This window comes from Pedococcus sp. P2_E4, from assembly GCF_056403935.1.
Genome location: NZ_JBFUEO010000049.1, coordinates 1 through 20,512 on the forward strand (window position 1 = coordinate 1; position 20,512 = coordinate 20,512).

Below are 20,512 nucleotides of genomic sequence, written 5' to 3' on the forward strand. Positions count from 1 at the left end.
GTACTACGCCGCGACCGTGAGCCCCGAGACGACGACCAAGGCCTATGCGGGCTCCACCTCGTGGGTGGCCGGCAAGGCGTCCTCGGAGATCTCCAAGGACGTGGTCGTCTCCGCGGTGGGGGACCGCATCATCCTGGCTCTCGACCCGGTGCTGCGCTTCCCGGTGCTGCTGCGGTGGAGCTTCACGTCGGTCGGTGACGCGACCTTCGAGCAGCTCATGAAGAACGTCGACAACGGGCTGCTCGGCACGCGTGGGGTCACGCCCACCGAGCCGGTCGGGCGGGCCGCGCTCGAGGTGACCGAGACCGGGCACGTCGGCCTCGACCAGCGCACCCGTCGCGGCGACCTGGTCCGGGCCTGGTACCGCGGGCCGCTGCTGCCGCACCCCGCGGACCTCGCCGGACCCCGGCTGCCGCTCGCCCACACCGGAGACCAGCTGCGGGCCGTGATCCCCGACGGCCGCGAGGACCTGTCCCTCGCCGCGGCGTTCGAGATCGGCCGGCTGCTGGCGCTCAGCCAGCCCTCGATGGTCGCCGCCCTGCTCGAGTGGCGGCAGCGGGACTACCAGGTGGCCCGCGGCCACGCGATCTGGGACGGGATCATCGCCGGGCTCGGCGTCACGGGTGTCGTGATGAACGCGGCACCGAGTCTCGGGGTCATGCTGTCGCGCACGTTCGCCGAAGCCGCCGCCGCCGCCCCGGGGGACGTCATCGGGCCACCGCGCGAGCTGGTCCGGCCGGGCGCGCCGATGGAGCTCGAGGGCGACGGCCTCGGGACGGTGCTCCAGCACTTCGGCCTCGACGTCGCCTCCGACGTGGAGCTCCCAACCCTCCTGCACACCCTGCGGCAGACCGAGGTCCCCCGCATGCCCCTGGCCGACCTCACCCGACCGGCCGCCAACGCCGCCTTGTCCTCCGCCCTGCGCACCGCCCACGAGCGCACCGTGACCCAGTTCGTCGCCGGCGCCCTGTCCACCCAGATCATGACCGGGTCCGGCCTCACGGCGGGGTTCCCCGGCACCCCGGGTCTGCACGGCGGCATCATCGGCGGCGTTCCCGTCCTGCCGCACGACGCCCCCCTGGAGGAGGGCGAGGACGTCCTCGACCAGGCCCTGCACGACCAGAGGGAGGAACCGTGAAGCTCGACGTCCCCACCATGGTCCTCGACCTGCCGCTGCGGCTCAGCGAGGCGATCAGCCTGCCCACCACGGTCGAGGACGACGACGCCGACTCGGCCATCCCCGCTGCGCTGCGCGCGTGGCTCGTCCGACTGCGGCTCCTCGAGGGCGTGCCCTTCGCGAACCTCGTCGCCGACAGCGAGCTGCTGCCCCCGGAGTCGATCCGGTGGTTCTACCTCGACCGCCGCTGGACCGACGCGCTGGTGATGGGGGCGCTGTCGGTCGGCACGGTCAACAGCGACGACCGGACCCAGCTCACCGCGGCCTACGACGCGATCCGCACCGAGCTCGACCAGGAGGAGCGCAACGCCAGGCGGCACCCCGGTCAGCCGCGGTACGGCGGGGCGGTCGACGCGGTCAGTGGCTTCCTGCTGCGTTCCCAGGCCGTCTCGGGGTGGCCGGGGCTGCACGTGCGGGCGATGACGCTGGACCCCGTGGACACACCCGACAACAGGTTCGTGCCCGAGGACGACCCCAACCGGATGCGGCTGCTGCGCCTGGAGCGGCTCGCGCCGGCAGTGCTGTTCTGCCTCTTCGACGGCATCCCGTCCGTCGTGCACGTCGAGGAACCCCGGCAGGGCGTCCAGTTCGGCTTCGACCCCGGTGAGGTCGACGGGTCGTTCAGCTACATCCCGCGCGACGTCAACACCTTCGCGGACCTCGAGAAGCCCGGCGGTGCCCCCGTGCGGCTCGACGTGCCGTTCCGGGCCACCGAGGGCGCGACCGGCGTCATCGACATCCAGCAGGTCCAGAAGGACCTCGTCGCGCTCCCCGCCACCCACGTCGGGGGGAGCCTCGACGCCGCGGAGTACGCCCTCCAGCTGCTCCGCTTCCCGTACCGGCAGGTCTTCGGCGACCCCCACGGCGTCAGCATCGGCACCGTGTTCAAGGCCTCCGTCGCCTACGCCAAGCAGGTCAACGACACGTTCAAGCTGGGAGGCGTGTGATGGCCGGCTTCGACYTGACTCCCGAGCGGCTCGCCAAGAGCATCTACACCGACCGCTTCGCCGCGCTCGCCCGGGCCGACGTCGACCTCGCCACGTGGAAGACCTGGGACCGGTACCTGGTCCGCGAGAAGCGGATCCTCGTCCCCGTCGACGTCCAGGCGTACGTCGTGCAGGTCGGCGGCCAGGAGCCCTGCGTCGACGTCGCAGGAGTCGACGGTGACCCGGCGCCCTTCGACCCCGGTGCGGCCCGGCCGGTGGGTGTGCACCTGCACTGGGCCCTGCCGGATGCGTTGCTGCGTGGCGAGAACGACCCCGTCACCAAGAAGGTCAAGCTGCCCCGCCTCCCCGACCGGTGGGTCGTGGTCCGCACGCTGCTCCCCGAAGGTGCGCGGGCGGCATACGCCTCGGGGTGGGTCCTGGACGCGGTCACGGGGGGCGTCACGCCCCTGTCCACGTATGCCGGGACGGTCCCTCCCGGGTCCCTGCCCCTCGACGGCGGGGTACCGCTCGAGGTGCTCGACGGCGGGGCACGCGGCAGCCTGATGTGGACCGCGACGTACCTGGGGGCCATCAACCGGTTCGCCCTCCACGACCCGCTCGTCGACCTGCCGGGAGCCGAGGTGGCTCCGCACGGGTTCCACCGCGGCCGGGCCACCTACACGGTCGCCGGCTGGTGGACCGACTCCGCCGCCGACCCGCTCGCGGGGTCGCGCGGGGAGACCAGCGTCCGGGCGCGCCTCGCCGAGCTGCGCTGGTGGGTGAGCCCGGACGGCGAGGACGCCGTGGAGTACCCCGAGGACCCGCGGACCACCAAGCTCGAGGAGTATGCCGGCCTGAAGTCCCCGCGGACCCACGCGCCGGTGACGGTCCGGACCCAGTACGCGAAGTCGACGACGACCTACAGCTCGGTCGCGCCGGAGACGGCGCTGCCGGTCGCCGAGGTGGCCGGGGTGACCGTCGGGATCGGCGCGACGAGGTACCACACCATGCTCCACGGCTCGGTGATCGGCGTCCCCGTCGACGGCACGGCCGGGGGTGCCGACGACCGGCCCGACCCCTCGACGCTCGCGGCCAGCCTGGGCACCGACATCGACGACATCGTCTCGGCCTTCGCGGCACCTGCGCTCGGGATCGACCCGACCAAGCGGCTGACCGCGGAGCGGCTGTGCGCCGCGTTCACCGGCGACCTCCTGGGGCGGATCGGGACGCCCGACGGGCTGTCCGACCTCGCCGACCAGGAGCACGCCAACGGCTTCTGGGCGCTACCGGGTCGCCCAGTCGCGGGGGCGAAGGCTGACCGGCTGCGCACGGAGGACTCGACGCCGTTCGGCCCGCTGGCGGTGGGCCGCAAGGGCCGGGCCGCCCACCAGCCCGGCAAGGGGACCGGGGCACCCAAGGGCACGAAGGTCGGCTGGCGGGGCGTGTCCCCGATGACGAGCGGCAAGCGAGCCGCCGAGGAGACCCGGACCCGCGGCGAGGAGCGCGAGCGCGACGACCCGGGAGCGGGCACCCGCAAGGGCGGCACCGGCACCCCGCCTCCCGCCGGTCGCGACGTCACCCGCGCGGCCCCGCGGGTGTTCCGCCCCGCTCCCCTGATGGTCGGCCTGCGCGGGGTCCACCCGTCGGCGCGGCACCACGGCGACGGGATGTTCGACGACCAGGGCCTGCTGCGCTGCCGCTTCCCCGGCGAGGTGTCGCCGTCGATCGACGGCACCGTCGACGGGCGGTCGGTCCTGCCGACCCTGGGCAGCGGTGCCGTGCCGAGCGAGGTCACCCGGGTGGTCCGCGAGGCGATCATCTGCGACGGCTACTCCGTCGGCTGGCTCGCCGCGTCCTCCGGTCGCAAGGGCGAGGAGGTGCGCGCTCTCGAGGGGCGCCTGACCGCCGAGATGTTGCGGCTGTACGGCACGACGGCGACGTACGACGGGTCGGGCACCGGGTTGGTGGCCGCCGCGGCGCAGGCCCGGAAGCCGAGGGCTGCGGCCCGCGACTCCTGGTCGGGCTACTCCCGGGTCGAGGAGGTCACGACCCTGCAGGTCGCTGCCGAGCTCTCCCGGTTCTCCCTGGTGGCCTGGACGCCGCCGAGCCCGATCGCCATCACGACGTGGCGCCAGCCCTGGGCCCCGCTCTGGCTCGAGTGGCGGGTCGAGCTCACCGGCACCGAGGACCTGGCCGGCTGGTCGCTGGTGGACGGCGACCTGCGCCGCACCGATCCCGTCGCGGGCGAGACGCGGACGCTCACCGGACGCAGCCCGCTGACGACGGGGGTGGGCGAGTCGCTCACGACGGCCATGGCCAAGTGGCTGGAGCAGGAGCAGGCCCGCGACCTGGCCTCGCCCAGCCAGTCCCTCATCCCCGACGCGGACGAGGGCGTGCTCGCTGCCGTGGCCAACCTCGTCCGGCCGCTGGACCTGTGCTCGGCCTCCTTCGACGGGATCCGCGAGCAGCTGCTCGGGATCGCCTACGAGGGTTTCGTCCAGCGGGTGCGGGGCACGGACGGGGTCAACCGGCCACGCGCGACGGGACTGCCCGTGCCCCTGTTCGGCGGGGCCCTCTCGGTGCTGGACCTGCGGCTGGTCGACGCCTTCGGCCGCGTGGTCGACGTGCCCCTGACCGGTCTGGCCCGGACGAGCACCCAGGAGCTGGCCACGGACCCGACCGGCGTCCTGCTGCCGCCGCGCATCCAGAACAGTGCCCGCTGGCTGCTGCGGCTCGTCGACCCCTCGTACGGGCTCGACCAGGACCCGGCCGCGGCGCCCGAGGCCTACGTCGACCAGCTGCGGGCCGCCCTGGCCGTCACGCCGGTGTCCGGCTTCCTGCTGCCCGACCACATCGACGAGGCGCTGGAGGTGTTCGACCGCGACGGCAACCCCCTCGGCCAGCTCGAGCACGACTCCTTCAGCGTCGACAACGGCCCGGGGTCGGTGCGCTGGGACCCCGCACCCGGACGACCGGTCCCCCCGGACGCCGGGCCCCTGACCGACATACCGCCGCACGCCCAGCACGCCGCCCTGTTCGCGGCTGGGCTCGTCCAGGCCGACATCGACTCGCGGCAGGCTGCCACGCCACCGTCCTGCAGCGCGTTGTCGGCGCTGCTGCGGGCGATCGACTCGACCCTGTGGACGGTCGACACGTTCGCGGCCATCGGGACCCCGACGATCGCGGGGCTGGTCGGGCGGCCGGTCGCCGTCGTGCGGGCCACGCTGCGGCTCGACGCGCCCGACGACCTCGACGAGGTGCAGGTCGACGAGGCCGGCGGCCCGGCTGCCCGCACGGCGGCCTACGCAGCGCTCGAAGCCCACGACTTCCCGTTCCGCATCGGCGAGCTCGGCCGCAGCGACGACAGCGTCCTCGGCTTCTTCGTCGACGACGACTACACCCGCTTCCACGTGGTCGACAAGGTCGTGGCCGACTCGGCCCTGGCGTCCGGGCCACGCACCGGCTTCCTCGGCCGGCTCGGCGAGACCCCGGGGCAGGACCCGATCGAGCACGACTACCTGGTCCTCGAGGACACCCTGACGATCCGCGTCGGCCAGACGCGGCGCCTGACGATCCTCATGCTGCCCGCCGGCAAGGTGCACCTCACCTCGGGCATCCTGCCGCGCAAGGCGCTGGAGCTGGCCGACACCTGGGTCGGCCCCGGGCTGGCGAGGATGGTGCCCTCGATGCGGGTGGGCCCGCTGCTCGTCGACCCGGCCGAGATCCGGCTGCCCAACGTCGCCTCGCTCGGCAGCAAGCAGCAGTTCACCCGGCGCACCGGCCCGATCAGCTGGAAGGACGACCCCATCCTCGCGTCCACCACCAGCGCGTACCTGCCCAAGATGCCGCACGAGGTCCAGGAGGGCTGGATCCGCGTGGCCCCGGACGAGGAGGACACCCCGTGACCGGCAAGCGGCGGGCGCCCCTGGGGTCCAAGGCACAGAGGGAGGAGATGGCGGCCGGGCTGCGCAAGGAGGCGGCGCGGGCCGCCAAGCGCGGGCAGGCCGCCGACCGTGCCGCCAGGGACGCCCAGCTGCTCGACGGCATCGACCGGGTGGCCCTCGAGGAGGCCATGAGGTCGGTACTCGCGGCGCGGGAGGAGGCGGCACCGGACCGGGTGCGGGCCGATGCGGACGGGTCGGACGGTGCGGACGGGTCGGACGGTGCGGACGGGCCGGACACCCATGCGGAGGATGCCGCGCGCGCCTTCCCGTCGGCGGTGGACCCGGCCGGCCGCTGGGTCCCCATCGGGCCCTCCGTCGTGCGCCGTGGCCAGGCGGTCGACCGCCCGCGGGTTGCCGGCCGCATCCGTGACATCGCCGTCGACCCCACCGGCCGGCGGGCGTATGCCGCGACGGCCCAGGGCGGGGTCTGGTACACCGACGACGGCGGGGCGACGTGGTCGCCCGTCGGCGGCTGGTCGGAACGCCGCCGGATCCGTGGCGGGACCGTCAACGCCCAGGCGTGCGGGTGCATCCTCGTGGACTTCGACGCGATGCCCCTGCTCGACACCGTGCTGGTCGGCACCGGGGAGCCGAACTTCCTGCCGGCGAACTTCGTCGCGGCGACGGGCGAAGCGACCATCAACGGCGTCGGGGTGCTCGCGGCCATCGGCCCCACGTTCCCACCCGGTCAGGCGGAGCCGTGGGAGCCCGACACCGGGATCGGGGCGCTCGAGGGCCTGGGGATCTTCAGGCTGTTGCGCAACCCCGCCTCCACCGCGGGCGAGGCCACGGCCGGCGCCACCCAGGACGTCGTCATCGCCTGCACGACAGGCGGCGCCTTCCTCGGCCGGCGGCAGTCGCTGCCCGCGGGCGGCGGCAACCCAGTGCGCGACGGGTACACCTGGACCGCGCTGGCCGCGGTGTCGGCAGCCTTCCCCGGAGCGGCGATCTCGGACGGTGTCTGGCTCCCGGGCGGGCGGCTCGTCCTCGCGGTCGCGGGCCGAGGCCTGGCCTTCAGCGACAACGCCGGCACGGCCGTGACTCCGCTGCCGCTGACCAACCCCGTCCCGATCACCGGCTACCTCAGCCTGGCCGCCACGGGCAACACGGTCTACGCCCTCGGTGAGACCGGTGGCAACCCCGCCCTGTGGCGAGTGGCCGACGCGACCGTCGCGGCGCCGACGGCGGACGACGTCGGAACCCCCGGGGCGGCAGGGGGTCTGCCCCGGACGCTGTGGAATGGCGGGACCAGCCAGCGCGACTACGACCAGTGCATCGCCGTGGACACCGTCGGCGCAGTCCACCGCGTGTACGTCGGGGGAAGCTCCCTCGCCTACGGTCCGGCCGACGGCGACTGGGGTGCGAGCATGTACTGCTTCGACGTCGCCGCCTCGGGGGTGGCCGCACCACCCTTCGTCCTCCAGCCGACGGTGGGGATCTCGTCGGCTGCGGCCCTCCCCGGTGGCGATGGGGCGACGGTGGCGGGGGCCATCGGCAACAACGTCCACGGTGACGTGCACCGGCTCGTCCTGACGGGCAACGCGCCACCACGCCGACAGGTCTGGGTGGCCACTGACGGCGGCATCTTCGTCTCCGACCGGTCGGGTCGGGTGGGCACGTTCGCCGCCTGCAACACCGGCCTTGCCTCGCTCCAACCGGTCTTCGTGCGCAGCCACCCGGTCAACGGGCACCTCGTCGCCACCGGCTGCCAGGACAACGGCAGCCAGGTCCGCATCGGCGACTCGGTGTGGGACGAGCCGTTCACCGGCGACGGCGGCGGGGTGGCGTTCCACCCCACGGCCTCCCACCTGCTCGTCCGCCAGTTCAACGCCTCCCGCTGGTACTGCACGTCGCGCACGGCCTTCGTCGACCCCATGACCCGCAACCCCGGGGAGCCGAGCCGCGTGGTCGGCCCGGGCGTGGAGGGCACCGGGCCGTGGAGCGCCTTCTACTCGGGCGCCGCTACGGTGCGGGTCCCTCCGGTCGGCCCCAACCCGGCCACCGGGCGGCTGGCCATCGGCACCTACCGGGTCTGGCTCACCGACGACCTGGGCAGCGGGGTCGGCCCCAACACGTGGAACACCATCCCGTACCCCAACGGGGCCATCCAGGACGGGCGCCCGGGGGTCAACGGGGCCGCGAACAACGCGCAGCTCCAGATCGGGTTCAGCGGACTCGGCAGGATCATCACCCTCAACTGGGTGTCCCCGACCCAGCTGCTCGTCCTCTACACGGGCGGCATCGTCCGGTTCACCGAGGCTCCGGCAGGCACCTGGGCCTCGACGACCTGGTCGATCACGAGTGCAGCGGTCGCGATCCCGCGCACCACGACCCTGACGGACATCGCTGCGGTCCCCGGCACGCAGGACTTCTACGTCGCGACGACCGGAGTCGTGGGTGGCCCCGACGAGACCCTCTGGTTCTTCAACAACGCCGACAACCGCTACAAGCGCACCACCCTGCGGCGCCAGCTCGATGCCGGCGGGGCCGTCAACAGCGGCCCCCGCGACCCCGTGTTCTCCGTCGTCGTCGACCCCGGCGACGCGACCGGCAACACCGTGTATGCCGGGACCGTCACCGGGGTCTGGCGGGGCACCCGCACCAACAACGCGACCGGTGCCCACACCTGGGTCCCCTACGTGAACGGGCTGCCGCAGGCGACCGTCCAGGACCTCGACATCTGGCGCGCCCCGGGCGGCGCGCTGGGGGCGCCCCGGCTCCTTCGCGCGGGCGTCCAGTCGCGGGGGGTCTGGGAGGTCGACCTGGCTCGGAACGCGGTGCCGCAGACGTGGATCCGCTCGACCCGGTTCGACGACCGGCGGAACCCGCTGACGATCCACCCGGACCCCCTCGCGGCGCCGCCCGCGGTCCCGGCCTCGCTCGCGGCGAGCCCCGACATCATCGTCCGGCCGCGCTGGCCCGTCGCCGCCACGCCGGCCTTCCTGCCGGCCCCGGCGATCACGGCACTGAACGCGCCGGCATACGACGTGTGGACCTTCCAGACCGCGTTCCGCTGGCTGTATCCCAGCGTGGTCGCCAACGGACTGTTCTCCGATGCCCTCGGGCGGCTCGTGGCGCTGCACCGCACCCAGATGGCACCGGCCAAGTCCGCAGTGCCGCAGATCGACGCCGCGGTGTGGGCGGACGTCGTGGGCGGCGTGCGCGTCAAGGCCGACGGCACGGTGACCACCGACACCGCCGATCCTCGTGCGGTCTACCGCGCACCGTGGCAGACGCCCCGCGCCGCCAGCGTGTCGGCGACCGAGGCCGACCTGATGGATGTCGTGCCCCGCAACGTCGTCAACGACATGTGGACGGTCTTCCGTGAGCCCTCCACCGTGGACGTCCTCGTCCACCACCGCGATGCGATCGGGCTGCGCGCCAACCAGGGCTTCGTCGTCCTCCTCTGGCGCGCGGGGGTGACGCCGTCGGACCTGCTGGCATTGTCAGTGACGAGCCTCCTGCCCTTCCTCACAGCGGCCGCGGCAGGGACGGCCCAGCCGGTGCCGGGCGGATGGAACCTCGCGACCGGTGGCAGTGGGGTCACCTGGCGCACCGTGCCCACGGCGGTCGACGCCCGGATGCCGCGCGCCGTGTCGGTCGACGTCGACCTCACCGCCGTGCCGAACAAGCAGCAGGTGCTCTTCCTCGCCTTCGTCGGGTCGATCGGTGCGGGCGAGGTGTTCGTGCCGCCCACCACCGCGCCGGGTGCGGTCGTGCCCCCCACCACCGTGTCCGAGCTGGTGCGCTTCTGCCCGTATGCCGCCGCGCGGATCGTGCACATCGAGAACCGCCCGACCTGAGACCCGCCTCCTGGACCTGGTCAGGGACGGAAGGTCACGACGCGGGGCTCGATGTTGCGACGGTCCTGACCGCCCTGCAGCGTGTAGCCGCTGGCGACCCACGAGGTGGTCCGGGTCGGGTGCGCGCGGCAGGAGAGGTAGTCGCCCCACTTGCCGGCCTGCGGTGCGTGGGTGGACGTCGCGGTCGTCTTCGTGGTCCAGGTGTTGGCCTGCTGGTCGAGGACCCCGACCGCATGGGCCGGCTGCGTGGGGCCGCCGAAGAAGGCGGTGAGGCCGATGGCCCCACGCCTGCTGGGCGCTGCCGCCGGATAGGCCCAGGCGCCGTTCTGGCTCCAGAGGTCCGGCTCGGCCACGACGGTGAGCGACTGCTCGTCCAGGGTGACGGCGCGGATGTAGGGCTGCGGCCGCCCCGGGCCACGCCCGGCACTCCACAGGAAGCCGAGCCGGCCGCCGGCCCGCCAGGCACCGGTGACGCGGTCGTCGCAGCGGCTGAGCCACGGCTGGCCGTCCGGCCCGAGCGAGCGGTAGTCGCTGTCGTTCCAGGGGGTCACGGGGATCGTCCAGGCGCTGACGTTCGCCGCGTCGTCCGGCCACTGGAACAGCCGCAGGGACCGGCGCGACTGGTCGTTGGCAGCGAACCACATCGAGGACCCGGCCCCCGAGACCAGGCGCAGCGAACCGACCGACGTCGTGGACCAGTGACGACGGGTCAGGGGCGCCGTCCTGGTCAGGTCGGCACGCGCATACCGGATGACGCCGGCCCGCACCCACCGGTCGGAGCCGTCGTACTGGTTGAAGGTGAGCCAGAGGTTCTTGGTGCTGACCGCGAGGTCGGGGAAGTCGAACCACACGTCGGTCCAGGCCGGGTCGAGGTCGGCCGGCGAGACGTCCCACCACCGCCACGTCCCCGAGGCCGCCGTCCGGCTGACGGCGAGCCGGTAGATGTTGCTGCGCCCCGACTTCGAGTACTGCAGCAGCCACACCCACAGGCGCTGGGTCGGCAGGTAGGTCACGAGCTGGTCGCAGCAGAACACCCCACGGTCGGCAGGGAACTCGGTGAACGGGTCGAGCAGCGACCAGGTCGCGCCGCCGTCCGCCGATCGCGTGGCGTACCAGTTGCCCGTGACGAACAGGATGGAGGAGGAGACGCCGACCGAGGGTTCGCCGACGGTGCCCGTCTGGGTGCCGGTGGCAGCATCGTCGAGCGCGATGTTGGCGGTGATCGTCAGCACGAGTCGGCCCCGCTCACTCGGGGTCGGTCGGCGGCGGCGCGGTCGGTGGCGGCGCAACCGGGGTGGCGGGGGGCGTCTCCGGCGGCTTGGGCCCCGGCTTCTTGCGCTCGGCCGACTGCTGCCGGTCGCGCTGGTCCAGCTGGCGGTCACTCATGGGGATGCCCAGGTCGGGCTCGGCCCCGGCCGGCAGCCCCTCGGCGGCCTCGGCGCCCGCCAGCGCGTCGTCGCGGGCCTTGTCACCCTTCCTGCGCGCCCGGACGTGCGTGCCGGCGAGGGGGTCTGCGCCCTCGTGGGTGGCCTCGGTGGACCCGGCCCGTCGCTTGGTGGTCATCGGCGCGGGTCGCCACCTGAGCTGTCGCGAGCCAGGGCGGGCCGCATCGGTCGGCGCCACTCCACGCGGGCCAGGATGCCCAGCACCACGGCGGCCGCCAAGAACAGCAGAGAGATCGCGCGCTCGGTGCCTCCGCTGCCGGCGTCACCACCCTCGCCGCCGAGCCGCTCGATCCAGTCCGGCACCAGAGCAGTCACGACGGCCAGGAGCACACCGATCCCCGCGAGCACCACCTCGGCCCAGAACCGTCGCCTCACCCCAGGTCCGCGCATCACCCGCTCCTCCCGATCGGACGGTCGGGCCGCATCCCCGCCGCTCCCGGCGGGGGCACCGGGCCCCTCGTCCAAGGATGGACCCGGGTCGCTCCCGCGACAAGGTGTGGGAGGGGGCAGGTCGCGGGTGGGCGGGTCGCGGGTGAGCATCCGGGCAGGTGGGCATTCCCGGCAGGTGGGCCTTCCCGGGCAGGAGAACGGCGGGCGACTGGGTGCAGTAGTCGCCCGCCGTTCCGACCGACCCCGTCCCCCGGACAGGCGGTCACCAGTGAGACGTCCCCGGCCCCGGAAAGTGACGGCAGGCCGGCGGGGTCGCCGTGCGGCCTAGGGTGACGGGCTCCCGGCGACCGGTGTCGAACCGCTCGAGGTCTGCACCGGGGGCGTCGGCGCCGTGGTGGGCTCGGCTGCAGTAGGGCTCGAGGGCGACGTGCTGGTCGATGGGGTGGGGGTGTCGACGGACTGCGGTCCGCTCGGTGCCGTGGTGCTCGCCGGCGCGGGGGCCGCCGCAGGCGCCGTCACGGTGACGGTGACTGCGGGGGTGGGCGGGGACGTCGACGCGACCCTCGCGGGCGGCGCGGCGCCGGTCTTGGCGGGGACTGGCGTCGCCACCTTCGTGGCGCGCGGGGCCTGGCCCACGACCGGGTCCGCGGTGGTGGTGTCGACCGCCGCACAGTGCCGGCGGTCGGACTCGTGGCCGGCCACCAGGACCCCGGTGGCGGCGACCATGGACACGAGGAGGACGAGTATGGCGCCGCCTCCCCTCGTCCGCCGGATGAGCAGCAGACCGGCGGCGGCGGAACCGAGCAGGAGGCTCGCGGCTGCGGCCATGAGGGCGGCCAGGGTGTCGAAGGACTCGGGGCAGGTCGGGTTCATGCGCGGGGGAAGGACTCTTTCGGTGACGCTGCAGGGGCGTTGAGCCTGCACTGGTGTGGGGTGCTCGGAACAGGGAGATGTCGGGCGAATCCGGGGGAGGGCACAGGCGCCCTCAACTGGTACTGACGCGCCAGCAACGAATGTGTGACGCGACGCGAATCATTTACTGCCGCAATGGATTTCGATCGCTGCTCGGCTTGGCATCAGCCTGCGATGACGGGTACCTTGCGGGAGCCCGGTCGGCGATCGGGCGCTGGACGAGTTGCCGAATCCTGCCCCCGGCCAGCCATCGACCTTCAGGGCAGGAGCGGGGAAACCACTTCGGACCGACTCGGTCCTTGGGGTGAAGCCGCCCTCGTCGACGTTGCAGAGGCCGACTCCGGTCACGTGGCGACGGCGAGCGCGGCCGGGCACACCTCCGCCCGAACCCGACAGCTCACCTCGCAGGCGGTGGAGGAGTTGGCCCATGTCATTGACGTACATCGGAAGACATCGCAAACCCCGGCGTCGCCGCTACCGGGGCTCGGCGGCTGCGGCCGCCCTGGTGACGATCGGCTGCCTCGCCGCCGGCGTACCCAACGCGGCGGCTGCCCCGGCCCCGACCGCCACAGGAGTCCTGGCCTGGCCGGTCCTGCGCCAGGGCTCCACGGGCGCCCACGTCGTCGCGATCCAGCGCATCGTCGGCGTCACGGCGGACGGGGTCTTCGGTCCGAGGACCACAGCAGCCGTGCGGCGCTACCAGGGACGGCACCACCTGACCCCTGACGGAGTGGTCGGCCCCCGGACTGCGGCGGTCATGCGCCGGGGTCCCAAGGCGGCAGCTGCCAAGGCGGCCCGCACCAAGGCGGCCCCTGTCAAGGCTGGGGCGTCCAAGGCAGGGGCGTCCAGGGCTGGGGCGTCCCCGTCGCTGTCGAGCACCGTGGTGGCCATTGCAGCCGCCTACACCGGGATTCCCTACCGGCGTGGGGGCACCGGGCCCGGCGGCTTCGACTGCTCCGGCTACACGTCGTTCGTCTACCGCAAGGCAGGCAAGTCCATCCCGCGCACCGCGGCTGCCCAGCAGGCCGCCGCGCGCCGGGTCTCGACACCACGACCGGGCGACCTGGTCTTCTTCGGGTCGCCGGCCTACCACGTGGGCATCTACGCCGGGGGTGGCTACATGTTCGACGCGGGCAAGCCGGGCCTCGTCACGCAGAAGCGCAAGGTCTTCGCCGGGGTGTCGGGGTACGGCCGCTTCTAGGCCTGCGACGCGCAGGGCCGTCGCGAAGACGCCCGCCGGCGGCCAAGGGGGGTGCGCTCAGGCCGCCGGCGGGTGCCCATCAAGCGACCGGAGGTTCGAAGGCCGGCCACACAGGAGAGACGTCGGATCCCCCTGAACCGTGACGGCTCACTGTCGGTCGGTGTCCTGGTCCACCCGGTCCGCGAGCTGGTCTGCGATCAGCGCCCAGTGCGTCCGGACCTGCCTCAGGTGGTCGTGGCCGTGTCGCGCGGCCTGGCGCTGACGCGACGCGAAGTCTCGCAGCGCCTGGTTCAGGACGGTGCCCTCCTGGTCGTCGTGGACCTCCAGGACCAGCCGTGGGCCTCGGCCGGCCTGCGGATCGACGTCCAGGGTGCGCTCCCACTGCAGGGCAGCCCGGTCGAACTCCTCCAGCGTCACGGCAGGGTCGTGGGCCGCCCGCCACAGCGGGTGGGCGCGATCCGCCGGCATCCCCCTCGCGTCAACCTGCCGAGGAGCCGCCGGCTCACCACGGGACACGTCCGGGAACGCGAGCACGCCGAAGGGAAGCCCCTGTCCAGTTCGATGTTCCTCCACGCCGTGTCAGACGCACGGATCGGTATGACGTGACGACTGCCGCCCGCGGGCGGCCCTTGCTCATCGGCCGAGCACGTCCCGCTCGCCCGGGTGGCGGGCCGGGTCAGCCTCGGGCAGGGCGTCGACGGCCCAGTCCGAGCGCTTCCACTCCGGGACGGGAGTCAGGCACCCCTCGCGCGGCACGAACCGCGAGCGCCGCACGAGCTCGTACCGGTGGATGTAGCGCGGGCAGTTCGGGTAGACGGCCCGGGCACGCACCCGGATGACGAGCTGGGCCTCGGGGTACTCCTCGCGCAACGGGTCCTCGAGGTCGATGCTCGCGACCCCCTCGAGCCGCATCCGGTGTCCGCGCTCGAAGTCGATGAACAGCAGCCCGACATCGGGGTTGACCAGCACGTTGCCGGCCGAGAGGTACATGCCGTTCCCGTCGTAGCTGGGAAACGCGATCGTGTGCGGGTCGAGCACCCGCACGAAGCCGGGCTCACCACCCTTGTACGAGCAGGTCGGCCGTCCCTGGTCGTCCGCCGTCGCGAGGAAGAACATGTCGCGCGCCTCGATGAACGCGCGGTCGCCGTCGCCGATGGTGTCGCTGACGAGAAGGTCGTCGATGCGGTCGGCCAGCGCCCTGGTGTCGAACCGGTCCTGCAGCGCCCGGCTGCCCTCGTGGTACGTCGATGACATCGAGTCCTCCCTCAGGGGGTCCTGCGCATGAAGGTGAGGTGGGTGACCCCGCTCGGCGAGGAGACGGCTTCGACGTCGTAGTCGTCCTCGACGCCTTCGAGCCCGTCCCAGATCCGGACTCCGCGGCCGAGCACGATGGGGACCTGGACGAGGTGCAGGTGGTCGACGAGCCCGGCAGCGACGAAGTCGCGCACGACGGTGGGGCCGCCACCGAGCCGGACGTCCAGGCCGTCGGCGGACTCGCGTGCGGTCTCCAGCGCCTCGGCCGGGGTGGCGTCGAGGAAGTGGAACGTCGTGCCACCCTCCATCTCGATCGAGGGGCGCGGGTGGTGGGTGAGCACGTAGGTCGGTGTGTGGAACGGCGGGTTCGGCCCCCACCAGCCCTTCCACTGCGGGTCGGTGTGCCAGCCGGGCGGTCCGAACTTGTTGGCGCCCATGATCTCGGCGCCGATGCCCTCACTGTGGCGGCGGGCGAACGAGTCGTCGACGCCGACGGTGCCGCCTTCGCCCCAGAAGCGGGTCGCGAACATCCACTCGTGCAGGCGCTCACCGGCATGGCCGAACGGTGCCTCCAACGACTGCGGCTCGCCGGTGGCGAAGCCGTCGAGGGAGATGGCCAGGTTGTGGACCCGGGTCAACGACATCCGCCTCATCGCCCTTCGGCGCGGCGCAGGACCGTCTCGAACTGCCTGGCCAGGACACGCCGCCCCACCACCGGGATCAGGGCCGCGACGATGCGGCCGGTGAACGAGGCGGGCAGCCTCTTCAGGGAGACCCGCAGGTCGGTGCCGCCCCCTGCCGGCAGGAGCTCGTAGCGCCAGCTGCTGCCCGGCGCCCACAGGTTCGACTCGAGGGTGTCGATCGTGACGGTGCCGGCGGCGGCGTCCCACGAGTAGCGCTCCCGCTCCCAGCCCATGCCCGTGCCCTCGGTGACCTCGGCCCAGCCAGGACCCTGGTCGTGGACCGTGAAGTGCTCGGAGTCGACGTTCGGCCACCAGCGGGAACGCTCGGGGCCGAAGTCGGTGATCACGGCCAGGACGTCGCCCGGCGACAGGCTCGTGTGGACGGTGAACCTCGTGCTGGTCATCAGGGTCCCCTCGGTGGCCGCGGAGTGGCTGCTCTCGGAGGACCATCATGCGCCACCCGGTCATTCCGTGGCAGGCATGGCGACGGGGCACTCGCACCGGTGGGTGCGAGTGCCCCGTTCAGGCGCCTGCCGCGGCGGGCTGGTCCTCCGTCACTTCACCTCGGCGCGGCGGACGACGAGCAGCCCGATCGCCATCGGCAGGAGGAACCACAGGCCACCGGAGACGGCCAGGTGCTGCCACTGCTGGCTGGTCAGGCTGCCGTCGAACAGCGCGGTCTGCGAGTAGTTGTAGTCCACCCACGGCTGCAGGTCGGCGAACCACTTCTGGTTGGCGGCGAGCAGGCCGAGTAGCGGGGGCAGCACCAGCGTGTACACGAAGTACGTGACGATGGCGCCCGCGGAGTTGCGGATGAGCAGGCCGAGCGTGAAGCCGAACAGCATGCCCAGGACACTGCCCAGGACGATGAGCGCGAAGTGCGCCGCCGAGACGTTCCAGACCGGGTCGACCCCGGCGATGGCACTCCCGACCAGGGTGCCGAGCACCCCCACGACAAGGGCGACGACCATCGAGGTGACCCCCACGGCGATGGCTGCGAGGAACTTGGCCCCGAGCACACGACCACGGTGCGGCACGAGGGTGAAGGTCGTCAGGCCGCTGCGCTGGCTCCACTCGCTCGTCACGGCGAGGATCCCGATCATCGGCAGGATCACCGTCATCGGGGCGCCGATGGCTGCCGCGAAGTTGTCGAAGGTCAGCTGGTCGTCCGGTGCGAACACGATGATCGCGGCCGTGGCGAGCACGCTGGTGATGACGATGCTGGCCATCAGCCAGAAGCCCGATCGCGTGTCGAACATCTTGCGCAGCTCCACCGCGATGATGCGGGTGAGCGGGATCCGTGCCGGCGCCTTGCGGCTGCGGGCTGGGGACTCGGCCGACGGGGAGGTCGGTTTGGTCAGGACGGCGGTGGTCATGCTGCTGCTCCTTCGCGCTGGGTGTCTGCGGTGAGCTCGAGGAACATCTCCTCGAGCCCGGCTCCGTCGGCGGCGCGGAGCTCGGTGAGGACCACCTGGGCGGCGAGGGCGATCTCGCCGACGTGGTCGGGTGAGGCGTCGGTGTGCACGCTGCCGTCGGGGTGACGGGTGATCGCCAGGCCAGCGCGCTCCATCGCGGTGGCGAGCGCCGCACTCTCGCGGGCACGGACCACGGTGCCGGCCGCTGCGAGCAGGTCGGCCTTGGTGCCCTGGGCCACGATCCGACCGTTGCCGATGACCACCAGGTCGTCGGCGATGACCTCGATCTCGTGCAGCAGGTGCGACGAGAGCAGCACCGTGCCGCCCTGGTCGGCGAACCCGCGGAGCAGGTCGCGCATCCAGCGGATCCCGGCAGGGTCGAGCCCGTTCGCCGGCTCGTCGAGGATGAGGATGTGCGGGTCACCCAGGAGGGCGGTGCCGATGCCGAGCCGCTGGCGCATGCCCAAGGAGTAGTCGCGGACCCGGCGGTCGGCCTCGTCGGCGGTCAGGCTGACGAGGTCGAGCATCTCCTGGACGCGCGTGCGCGGCAGGCCCATCGTGCGCTGGGCGAGGGTGAGGATCTCGCGACCCGTGCGCCCCGCGTGCTGTGCCGACGCGTCGAGGAGGACGCCCACCTCGGCCCCGGGGTTGGGCAGGTCGGTGAACCGTCGCCCGTCGACGGTTGCGGTCCCCGAGGTGGCGGGCGTGAGGCCGACGATGATGCGCATCGTCGTGGACTTTCCGGCGCCGTTGGGGCCGAGGAAGCCGGTGACCCGGCCGGTGGCCGCGGTGAAGGAGACGTCGTCGACGGCGGTCATCCCGCGCCCGTAGGTCTTCGTGAGTGATTCGACAGTGATCATGTCGAGCATCGTGCTGGTGGCGAGCTGGTCACCACATCGGGGAGGCGCCTGATCCCCACCCTGACGCGCCCCTGACGCACCCTCGGGGTCACCCCTGACGACGCGTGGCTGCGAGGATGGGGGCATGCCGGACATCGCACCTTCTCCGGGCGGCGTGCGCGTCGACCGCGTGGTCACCTCCGCCGACGGGTTCGACAACAACACGTGGGTGATCGGCGACGACCGGGAGTGCTGGGTCATCGACGCCGGACACGACGGTCGCCCCATCGTGAAGTCCATCGCCCGCGGCAGGAAGGTCAGGGGCGTCCTCGTGACGCACGGCCACTGGGACCACATCGACGCGGTCGGTGAGGTCTGCGACGGCACGCGCGCCCCGTCATACCTCCATCCTGGCGACCGGTTCCTCTGGGACGAGCTGTATCCCGTGACCCCCGACCGCGACCTGGCCGACGGCCAGGTCCTCACGGTCGGCGACGTCACCCTGCACGTCATCCACACCCCGGGGCACACGCCCGGGTCCACCTGCTTCCATGCCGCCGAGCTGGGGGTGGTCTTCACCGGGGACACGCTCTTTCCCGGGGGGCCTGGCGCGACCAGGCACGACTACAGCGACTTCGACACCATCATCGCGTCCGTGCGCGACCGGCTCTTCACGCTGGACCCGGCCACCCACGTCCTGCCCGGCCATGGCGAGCCGACGGTCGTGGGGACCGAGCTGCCGCACCTGCAGGAGTGGGTCGACCGACGCTGGTGACCCCCTCCCCGAGTGGGCGGGCGGTCAGCTGAACAGCATCACCCCGGCGACGACCAGGAGCACCGACGCCAGGTAGACGGCCACGACCACGGCGATGAGCGCCGTCACTCCGTGGCTCAGCCACCACGAGGTCTCGTGGTGGGGGACGTGTCGATGAGTCAGTCCTGTGCGCATCGCGCACCACCTCAGTCTCGGGAATCCCGGCCACGTCCAGCCTGACACATCCACCCGATCCCGTGCAGCAAGGGCACGCCGCAGCACGCCGACCCCCGACCGTGACCGTGCGCGTAACCCGGAGGGCACGTCCGGCGATTACCTGCACGAGTCGTCGACCTCAATCCCCCTGAGCCGGCGACTTGAGCATGGCTGAGGCAGGTCCTCACCCAACCCCTTGGCTGGCCGCGCGCACGTCCCCCCCAGGCGACGCGGCCAGCCAAGGCCTTTTCCGCGGAACCACCCCACCGAGGCGGCGGGACACGGCAGTCTTGGGCGTGTGGGGGAACTGAGCGACGGCACCATCGCCGAGGCGCAGCGCGGGGACGGCGCAGCCTTCCGCGAGCTCTACCTCGCCCTTGCTCCCGCGGTCGCCGGATACCTGCGCTCGCACGGGTCGTCCGACCCCGAGGCCCTGACCAGCGAGGTCTTCCTCACGGTGCACCGGCGGCTGCCCGAGCTGACCGGCGGCGCCCGCGGGCTCCGGACGTTCGTCTTCTCGGTCGCGCACGCGCGCATCGTCGACGAGCTGCGGACGCGATCCCGCGCGCCGCAGCTCCTCGGGTACGACGCCGCCGACGACCCGCGCTCGGCTCCGTCCGCCGAGGACCAAGCCCTGGTCGGCCTGGCCACCCACACGGCCATCGAGATGCTCAGCAAGCTCGCCGAGTCGCAGCGCGAGGTGCTGGCCCTGCGGGTCGTCGCCGGCCTCACGCTCGAGGAGACCGCCGAGGCCACCGGTCGCACCGTGGGCGCCGTCAAGCAGCTCCAGCGGCGCGGGCTGGTCGCGCTGCGTGCCCAGGTCGTGGAACGAGGTGTAACCCTGTGACCTCCAGCGACGATGACCGAAGTGGTATGAACCGGTCGAAGCGTGACCAGAGCATCCTCGACCTGGTCAGCGGCCCGGGGGACGAGGCGGTCCGCGCTGCACTCCAGGACCTGGCGTCCCTCGCGGAGGCCCCCGCACCTGCCCCGACCGAGGCGCTGGCCGCCGTCTTCGACACCAGGCCCGGTCCGCAGCGCACGCGGCGCTCGCCGGGGCGCATCGCCGGTGGCACCACGGCGTTCGTCGGGCTCCTCGTGGCGTCCGGCACCGCCGCAGCGGCCCTCGGCGGCGGCATCCCCTGGATCGACGACGAGCCGGCCACCCCTCGCGCGGCGGCCACCCACCCGTCCGAGTCCGACCAGCCCCCCGCGGGCGGCCCGTATGCCGACGCCGTGCCGCACGCCCGCACGTCACCGAGGGCGTCGGGCGAGGCTCCCCGAACCGTCACCGGTGCGACTCCCCCGGCCCCGGTCAGGACGACCGCATCGCCCACCGACCTCCCGCGTGTGGCTGTCCGCGGCGCGGGCCGCGGGAGGCCGACCGAGCTGACGCTGCGGCGGTCGTCGTCGCGGGGCGGCCCGACCGAGGGGACGCTGCCGGTCGAGCACCCGACGGTCGCGGACGCGACGGTCCCCCAGGCCGAGGGGACACCCGGCGCCCCTGAGCTCGGCACCGACGCCGCGACCGTCCTGCCCGCGGACCCTGCCGA

At 73.1% G+C, this 20,512-nt stretch carries 18 protein-coding genes, 1 pseudogene and 1 riboswitch; of the genes and pseudogenes, 8 read left to right on the forward strand and 11 right to left on the reverse strand.

Features of this window, described 5'->3' with window-relative positions:
* The 4 genes from AC1DV7_RS16305 to AC1DV7_RS16320 all read left to right on the forward strand — a co-directional run.
* Positions 1-1,138, forward strand: a 1,138-nt coding sequence (locus tag AC1DV7_RS16305; RefSeq protein ID WP_477598327.1) for a hypothetical protein, incomplete at its 5' end; no start/stop codon positions are given.
* Positions 1,135-2,124: a hypothetical protein gene (locus AC1DV7_RS16310; RefSeq protein ID WP_477598328.1), complete on the forward strand. Its 990-nt coding sequence runs from the start codon at positions 1,135-1,137 to the stop codon at positions 2,122-2,124. The genes AC1DV7_RS16305 and AC1DV7_RS16310, both read left to right, overlap by 4 nt.
* Entirely contained in the window at positions 2,124-6,008 is a 3,885-nt protein-coding gene (locus tag AC1DV7_RS16315; RefSeq protein WP_477598330.1) for a hypothetical protein, read from the forward strand. Before AC1DV7_RS16310 ends, AC1DV7_RS16315 begins: the two co-directional genes overlap by 1 nt.
* Positions 6,005-9,850 carry a hypothetical protein gene (locus AC1DV7_RS16320; protein WP_477598331.1) on the forward strand — a complete coding sequence of 1,282 codons (3,846 nt, stop codon included), beginning with the start codon at positions 6,005-6,007 and terminating at the stop codon, positions 9,848-9,850. Before AC1DV7_RS16315 ends, AC1DV7_RS16320 begins: the two co-directional genes overlap by 4 nt.
* 20 nt (positions 9,851-9,870) lie before the next feature.
* On the opposite strand, the gene AC1DV7_RS16325 is transcribed toward AC1DV7_RS16320, so the two are convergent.
* The 4 genes from AC1DV7_RS16325 to AC1DV7_RS16340 all read right to left on the reverse strand — a co-directional run bounded on the left by AC1DV7_RS16325 (position 9,871) and on the right by AC1DV7_RS16340 (position 12,558).
* Entirely contained in the window at positions 9,871-11,082 is a 1,212-nt protein-coding gene (locus AC1DV7_RS16325; protein ID WP_477598333.1) for a hypothetical protein, read from the reverse strand.
* 13 nt (positions 11,083-11,095) lie between these two features.
* Positions 11,096-11,413: a hypothetical protein gene (locus tag AC1DV7_RS16330; protein WP_477598334.1), complete on the reverse strand. Its 318-nt coding sequence runs from the start codon at positions 11,411-11,413 to the stop codon at positions 11,096-11,098.
* Entirely contained in the window at positions 11,410-11,685 is a 276-nt protein-coding gene (locus AC1DV7_RS16335) for a hypothetical protein (protein ID WP_477598336.1), read from the reverse strand. Before AC1DV7_RS16335 ends, AC1DV7_RS16330 begins: the two co-directional genes overlap by 4 nt.
* 324 nt (positions 11,686-12,009) lie before the next feature.
* Positions 12,010-12,558 (reverse strand): hypothetical protein, encoded by a 549-nt coding sequence (locus tag AC1DV7_RS16340; RefSeq protein ID WP_477598338.1) that lies wholly within the window; start codon positions 12,556-12,558, stop codon positions 12,010-12,012.
* A gap of 253 nt (positions 12,559-12,811) precedes the next feature.
* Positions 12,812-13,019, forward strand: a riboswitch (cyclic di-AMP (ydaO/yuaA leader).
* Positions 13,020-13,024: 5 nt separating this feature from the next.
* Here AC1DV7_RS16340 and AC1DV7_RS16345 point away from each other — a divergent pair.
* On the forward strand, positions 13,025-13,798 hold the full coding sequence (locus AC1DV7_RS16345) for a C40 family peptidase (protein WP_477598339.1): 774 nt from the start codon (positions 13,025-13,027) through the stop codon (positions 13,796-13,798).
* Positions 13,799-13,945: 147 nt separating this feature from the next.
* On the opposite strand, the gene AC1DV7_RS16350 is transcribed toward AC1DV7_RS16345, so the two are convergent.
* From AC1DV7_RS16350 to AC1DV7_RS16375, 6 genes are all read right to left on the reverse strand, one after another.
* Complete coding sequence (locus AC1DV7_RS16350) at positions 13,946-14,266, reverse strand: hypothetical protein (RefSeq protein WP_477598341.1); 321 nt, start codon at positions 14,264-14,266, stop codon at positions 13,946-13,948.
* A gap of 165 nt (positions 14,267-14,431) precedes the next feature.
* On the reverse strand, positions 14,432-15,052 hold the full coding sequence (locus tag AC1DV7_RS16355; protein ID WP_477598342.1) for a pyridoxamine 5'-phosphate oxidase family protein: 621 nt from the start codon (positions 15,050-15,052) through the stop codon (positions 14,432-14,434).
* Positions 15,053-15,063: 11 nt separating this feature from the next.
* Entirely contained in the window at positions 15,064-15,696 is a 633-nt protein-coding gene (locus tag AC1DV7_RS16360; protein WP_477598344.1) for a dihydrofolate reductase family protein, read from the reverse strand.
* 5 nt (positions 15,697-15,701) lie between these two features.
* Complete coding sequence (locus tag AC1DV7_RS16365) at positions 15,702-16,139, reverse strand: SRPBCC family protein (RefSeq protein WP_477598346.1); 438 nt, start codon at positions 16,137-16,139, stop codon at positions 15,702-15,704.
* Positions 16,140-16,289: 150 nt separating this feature from the next.
* Positions 16,290-17,111: an ABC transporter permease gene (locus AC1DV7_RS16370; protein WP_477598347.1), complete on the reverse strand. Its 822-nt coding sequence runs from the start codon at positions 17,109-17,111 to the stop codon at positions 16,290-16,292.
* Complete coding sequence (locus AC1DV7_RS16375) at positions 17,108-18,010, reverse strand: ATP-binding cassette domain-containing protein (protein ID WP_477598349.1); 903 nt, start codon at positions 18,008-18,010, stop codon at positions 17,108-17,110. The genes AC1DV7_RS16370 and AC1DV7_RS16375 overlap by 4 nt, the downstream gene beginning before the upstream one ends.
* Positions 18,011-18,134: 124 nt before the next feature.
* On the opposite strand from AC1DV7_RS16375, the gene AC1DV7_RS16380 reads away from it, so the two are divergent.
* Complete coding sequence (locus AC1DV7_RS16380; RefSeq protein WP_477598350.1) at positions 18,135-18,764, forward strand: MBL fold metallo-hydrolase; 630 nt, start codon at positions 18,135-18,137, stop codon at positions 18,762-18,764.
* 24 nt (positions 18,765-18,788) lie between these two features.
* Here AC1DV7_RS16380 and AC1DV7_RS16385 read toward each other — a convergent pair whose 3' ends face one another.
* On the reverse strand, positions 18,789-18,938 hold the full coding sequence (locus AC1DV7_RS16385; protein ID WP_477598352.1) for a hypothetical protein: 150 nt from the start codon (positions 18,936-18,938) through the stop codon (positions 18,789-18,791).
* A 319-nt stretch (positions 18,939-19,257) separates the two neighbouring features.
* Between AC1DV7_RS16385 and AC1DV7_RS16390 the strand changes: the two genes are divergently transcribed.
* Positions 19,258-19,806, forward strand: a complete 549-nt coding sequence (locus tag AC1DV7_RS16390; RefSeq protein WP_477598354.1) for an RNA polymerase sigma factor — start codon at positions 19,258-19,260, stop codon at positions 19,804-19,806.
* A gap of 26 nt (positions 19,807-19,832) precedes the next feature.
* Positions 19,833-20,512: pseudogene (locus AC1DV7_RS16395) on the forward strand (hypothetical protein); the annotation flags it as partial.

Excerpts from the sequence above, each read along its gene's own strand:
- AC1DV7_RS16330 (WP_477598334.1), bottom strand. The coding sequence starts at position 11,413 with ATGACCACCAAGCGACGGGCCGGGTCCACCGAGGCCACCCACGAGGGC.
- AC1DV7_RS16335 (WP_477598336.1), bottom strand. The coding sequence starts at position 11,685 with ATGCGCGGACCTGGGGTGAGGCGACGGTTCTGGGCCGAGGTGGTGCTC.
- AC1DV7_RS16340 (WP_477598338.1), bottom strand. The coding sequence starts at position 12,558 with ATGAACCCGACCTGCCCCGAGTCCTTCGACACCCTGGCCGCCCTCATG.
- AC1DV7_RS16345 (WP_477598339.1), top strand. The coding sequence starts at position 13,025 with ATGTCATTGACGTACATCGGAAGACATCGCAAACCCCGGCGTCGCCGC.
- AC1DV7_RS16350 (WP_477598341.1), bottom strand. The coding sequence starts at position 14,266 with ATGCCGGCGGATCGCGCCCACCCGCTGTGGCGGGCGGCCCACGACCCT.
- AC1DV7_RS16355 (WP_477598342.1), bottom strand. The coding sequence starts at position 15,052 with ATGTCATCGACGTACCACGAGGGCAGCCGGGCGCTGCAGGACCGGTTC.
- AC1DV7_RS16360 (WP_477598344.1), bottom strand. The coding sequence starts at position 15,696 with ATGTCGTTGACCCGGGTCCACAACCTGGCCATCTCCCTCGACGGCTTC.
- AC1DV7_RS16365 (WP_477598346.1), bottom strand. The coding sequence starts at position 16,139 with ATGACCAGCACGAGGTTCACCGTCCACACGAGCCTGTCGCCGGGCGAC.
- AC1DV7_RS16370 (WP_477598347.1), bottom strand. The coding sequence starts at position 17,111 with ATGACCACCGCCGTCCTGACCAAACCGACCTCCCCGTCGGCCGAGTCC.
- AC1DV7_RS16375 (WP_477598349.1), bottom strand. The coding sequence starts at position 18,010 with ATGATCACTGTCGAATCACTCACGAAGACCTACGGGCGCGGGATGACC.
- AC1DV7_RS16380 (WP_477598350.1), top strand. The coding sequence starts at position 18,135 with ATGCCGGACATCGCACCTTCTCCGGGCGGCGTGCGCGTCGACCGCGTG.
- AC1DV7_RS16385 (WP_477598352.1), bottom strand. The coding sequence starts at position 18,938 with ATGCGCACAGGACTGACTCATCGACACGTCCCCCACCACGAGACCTCG.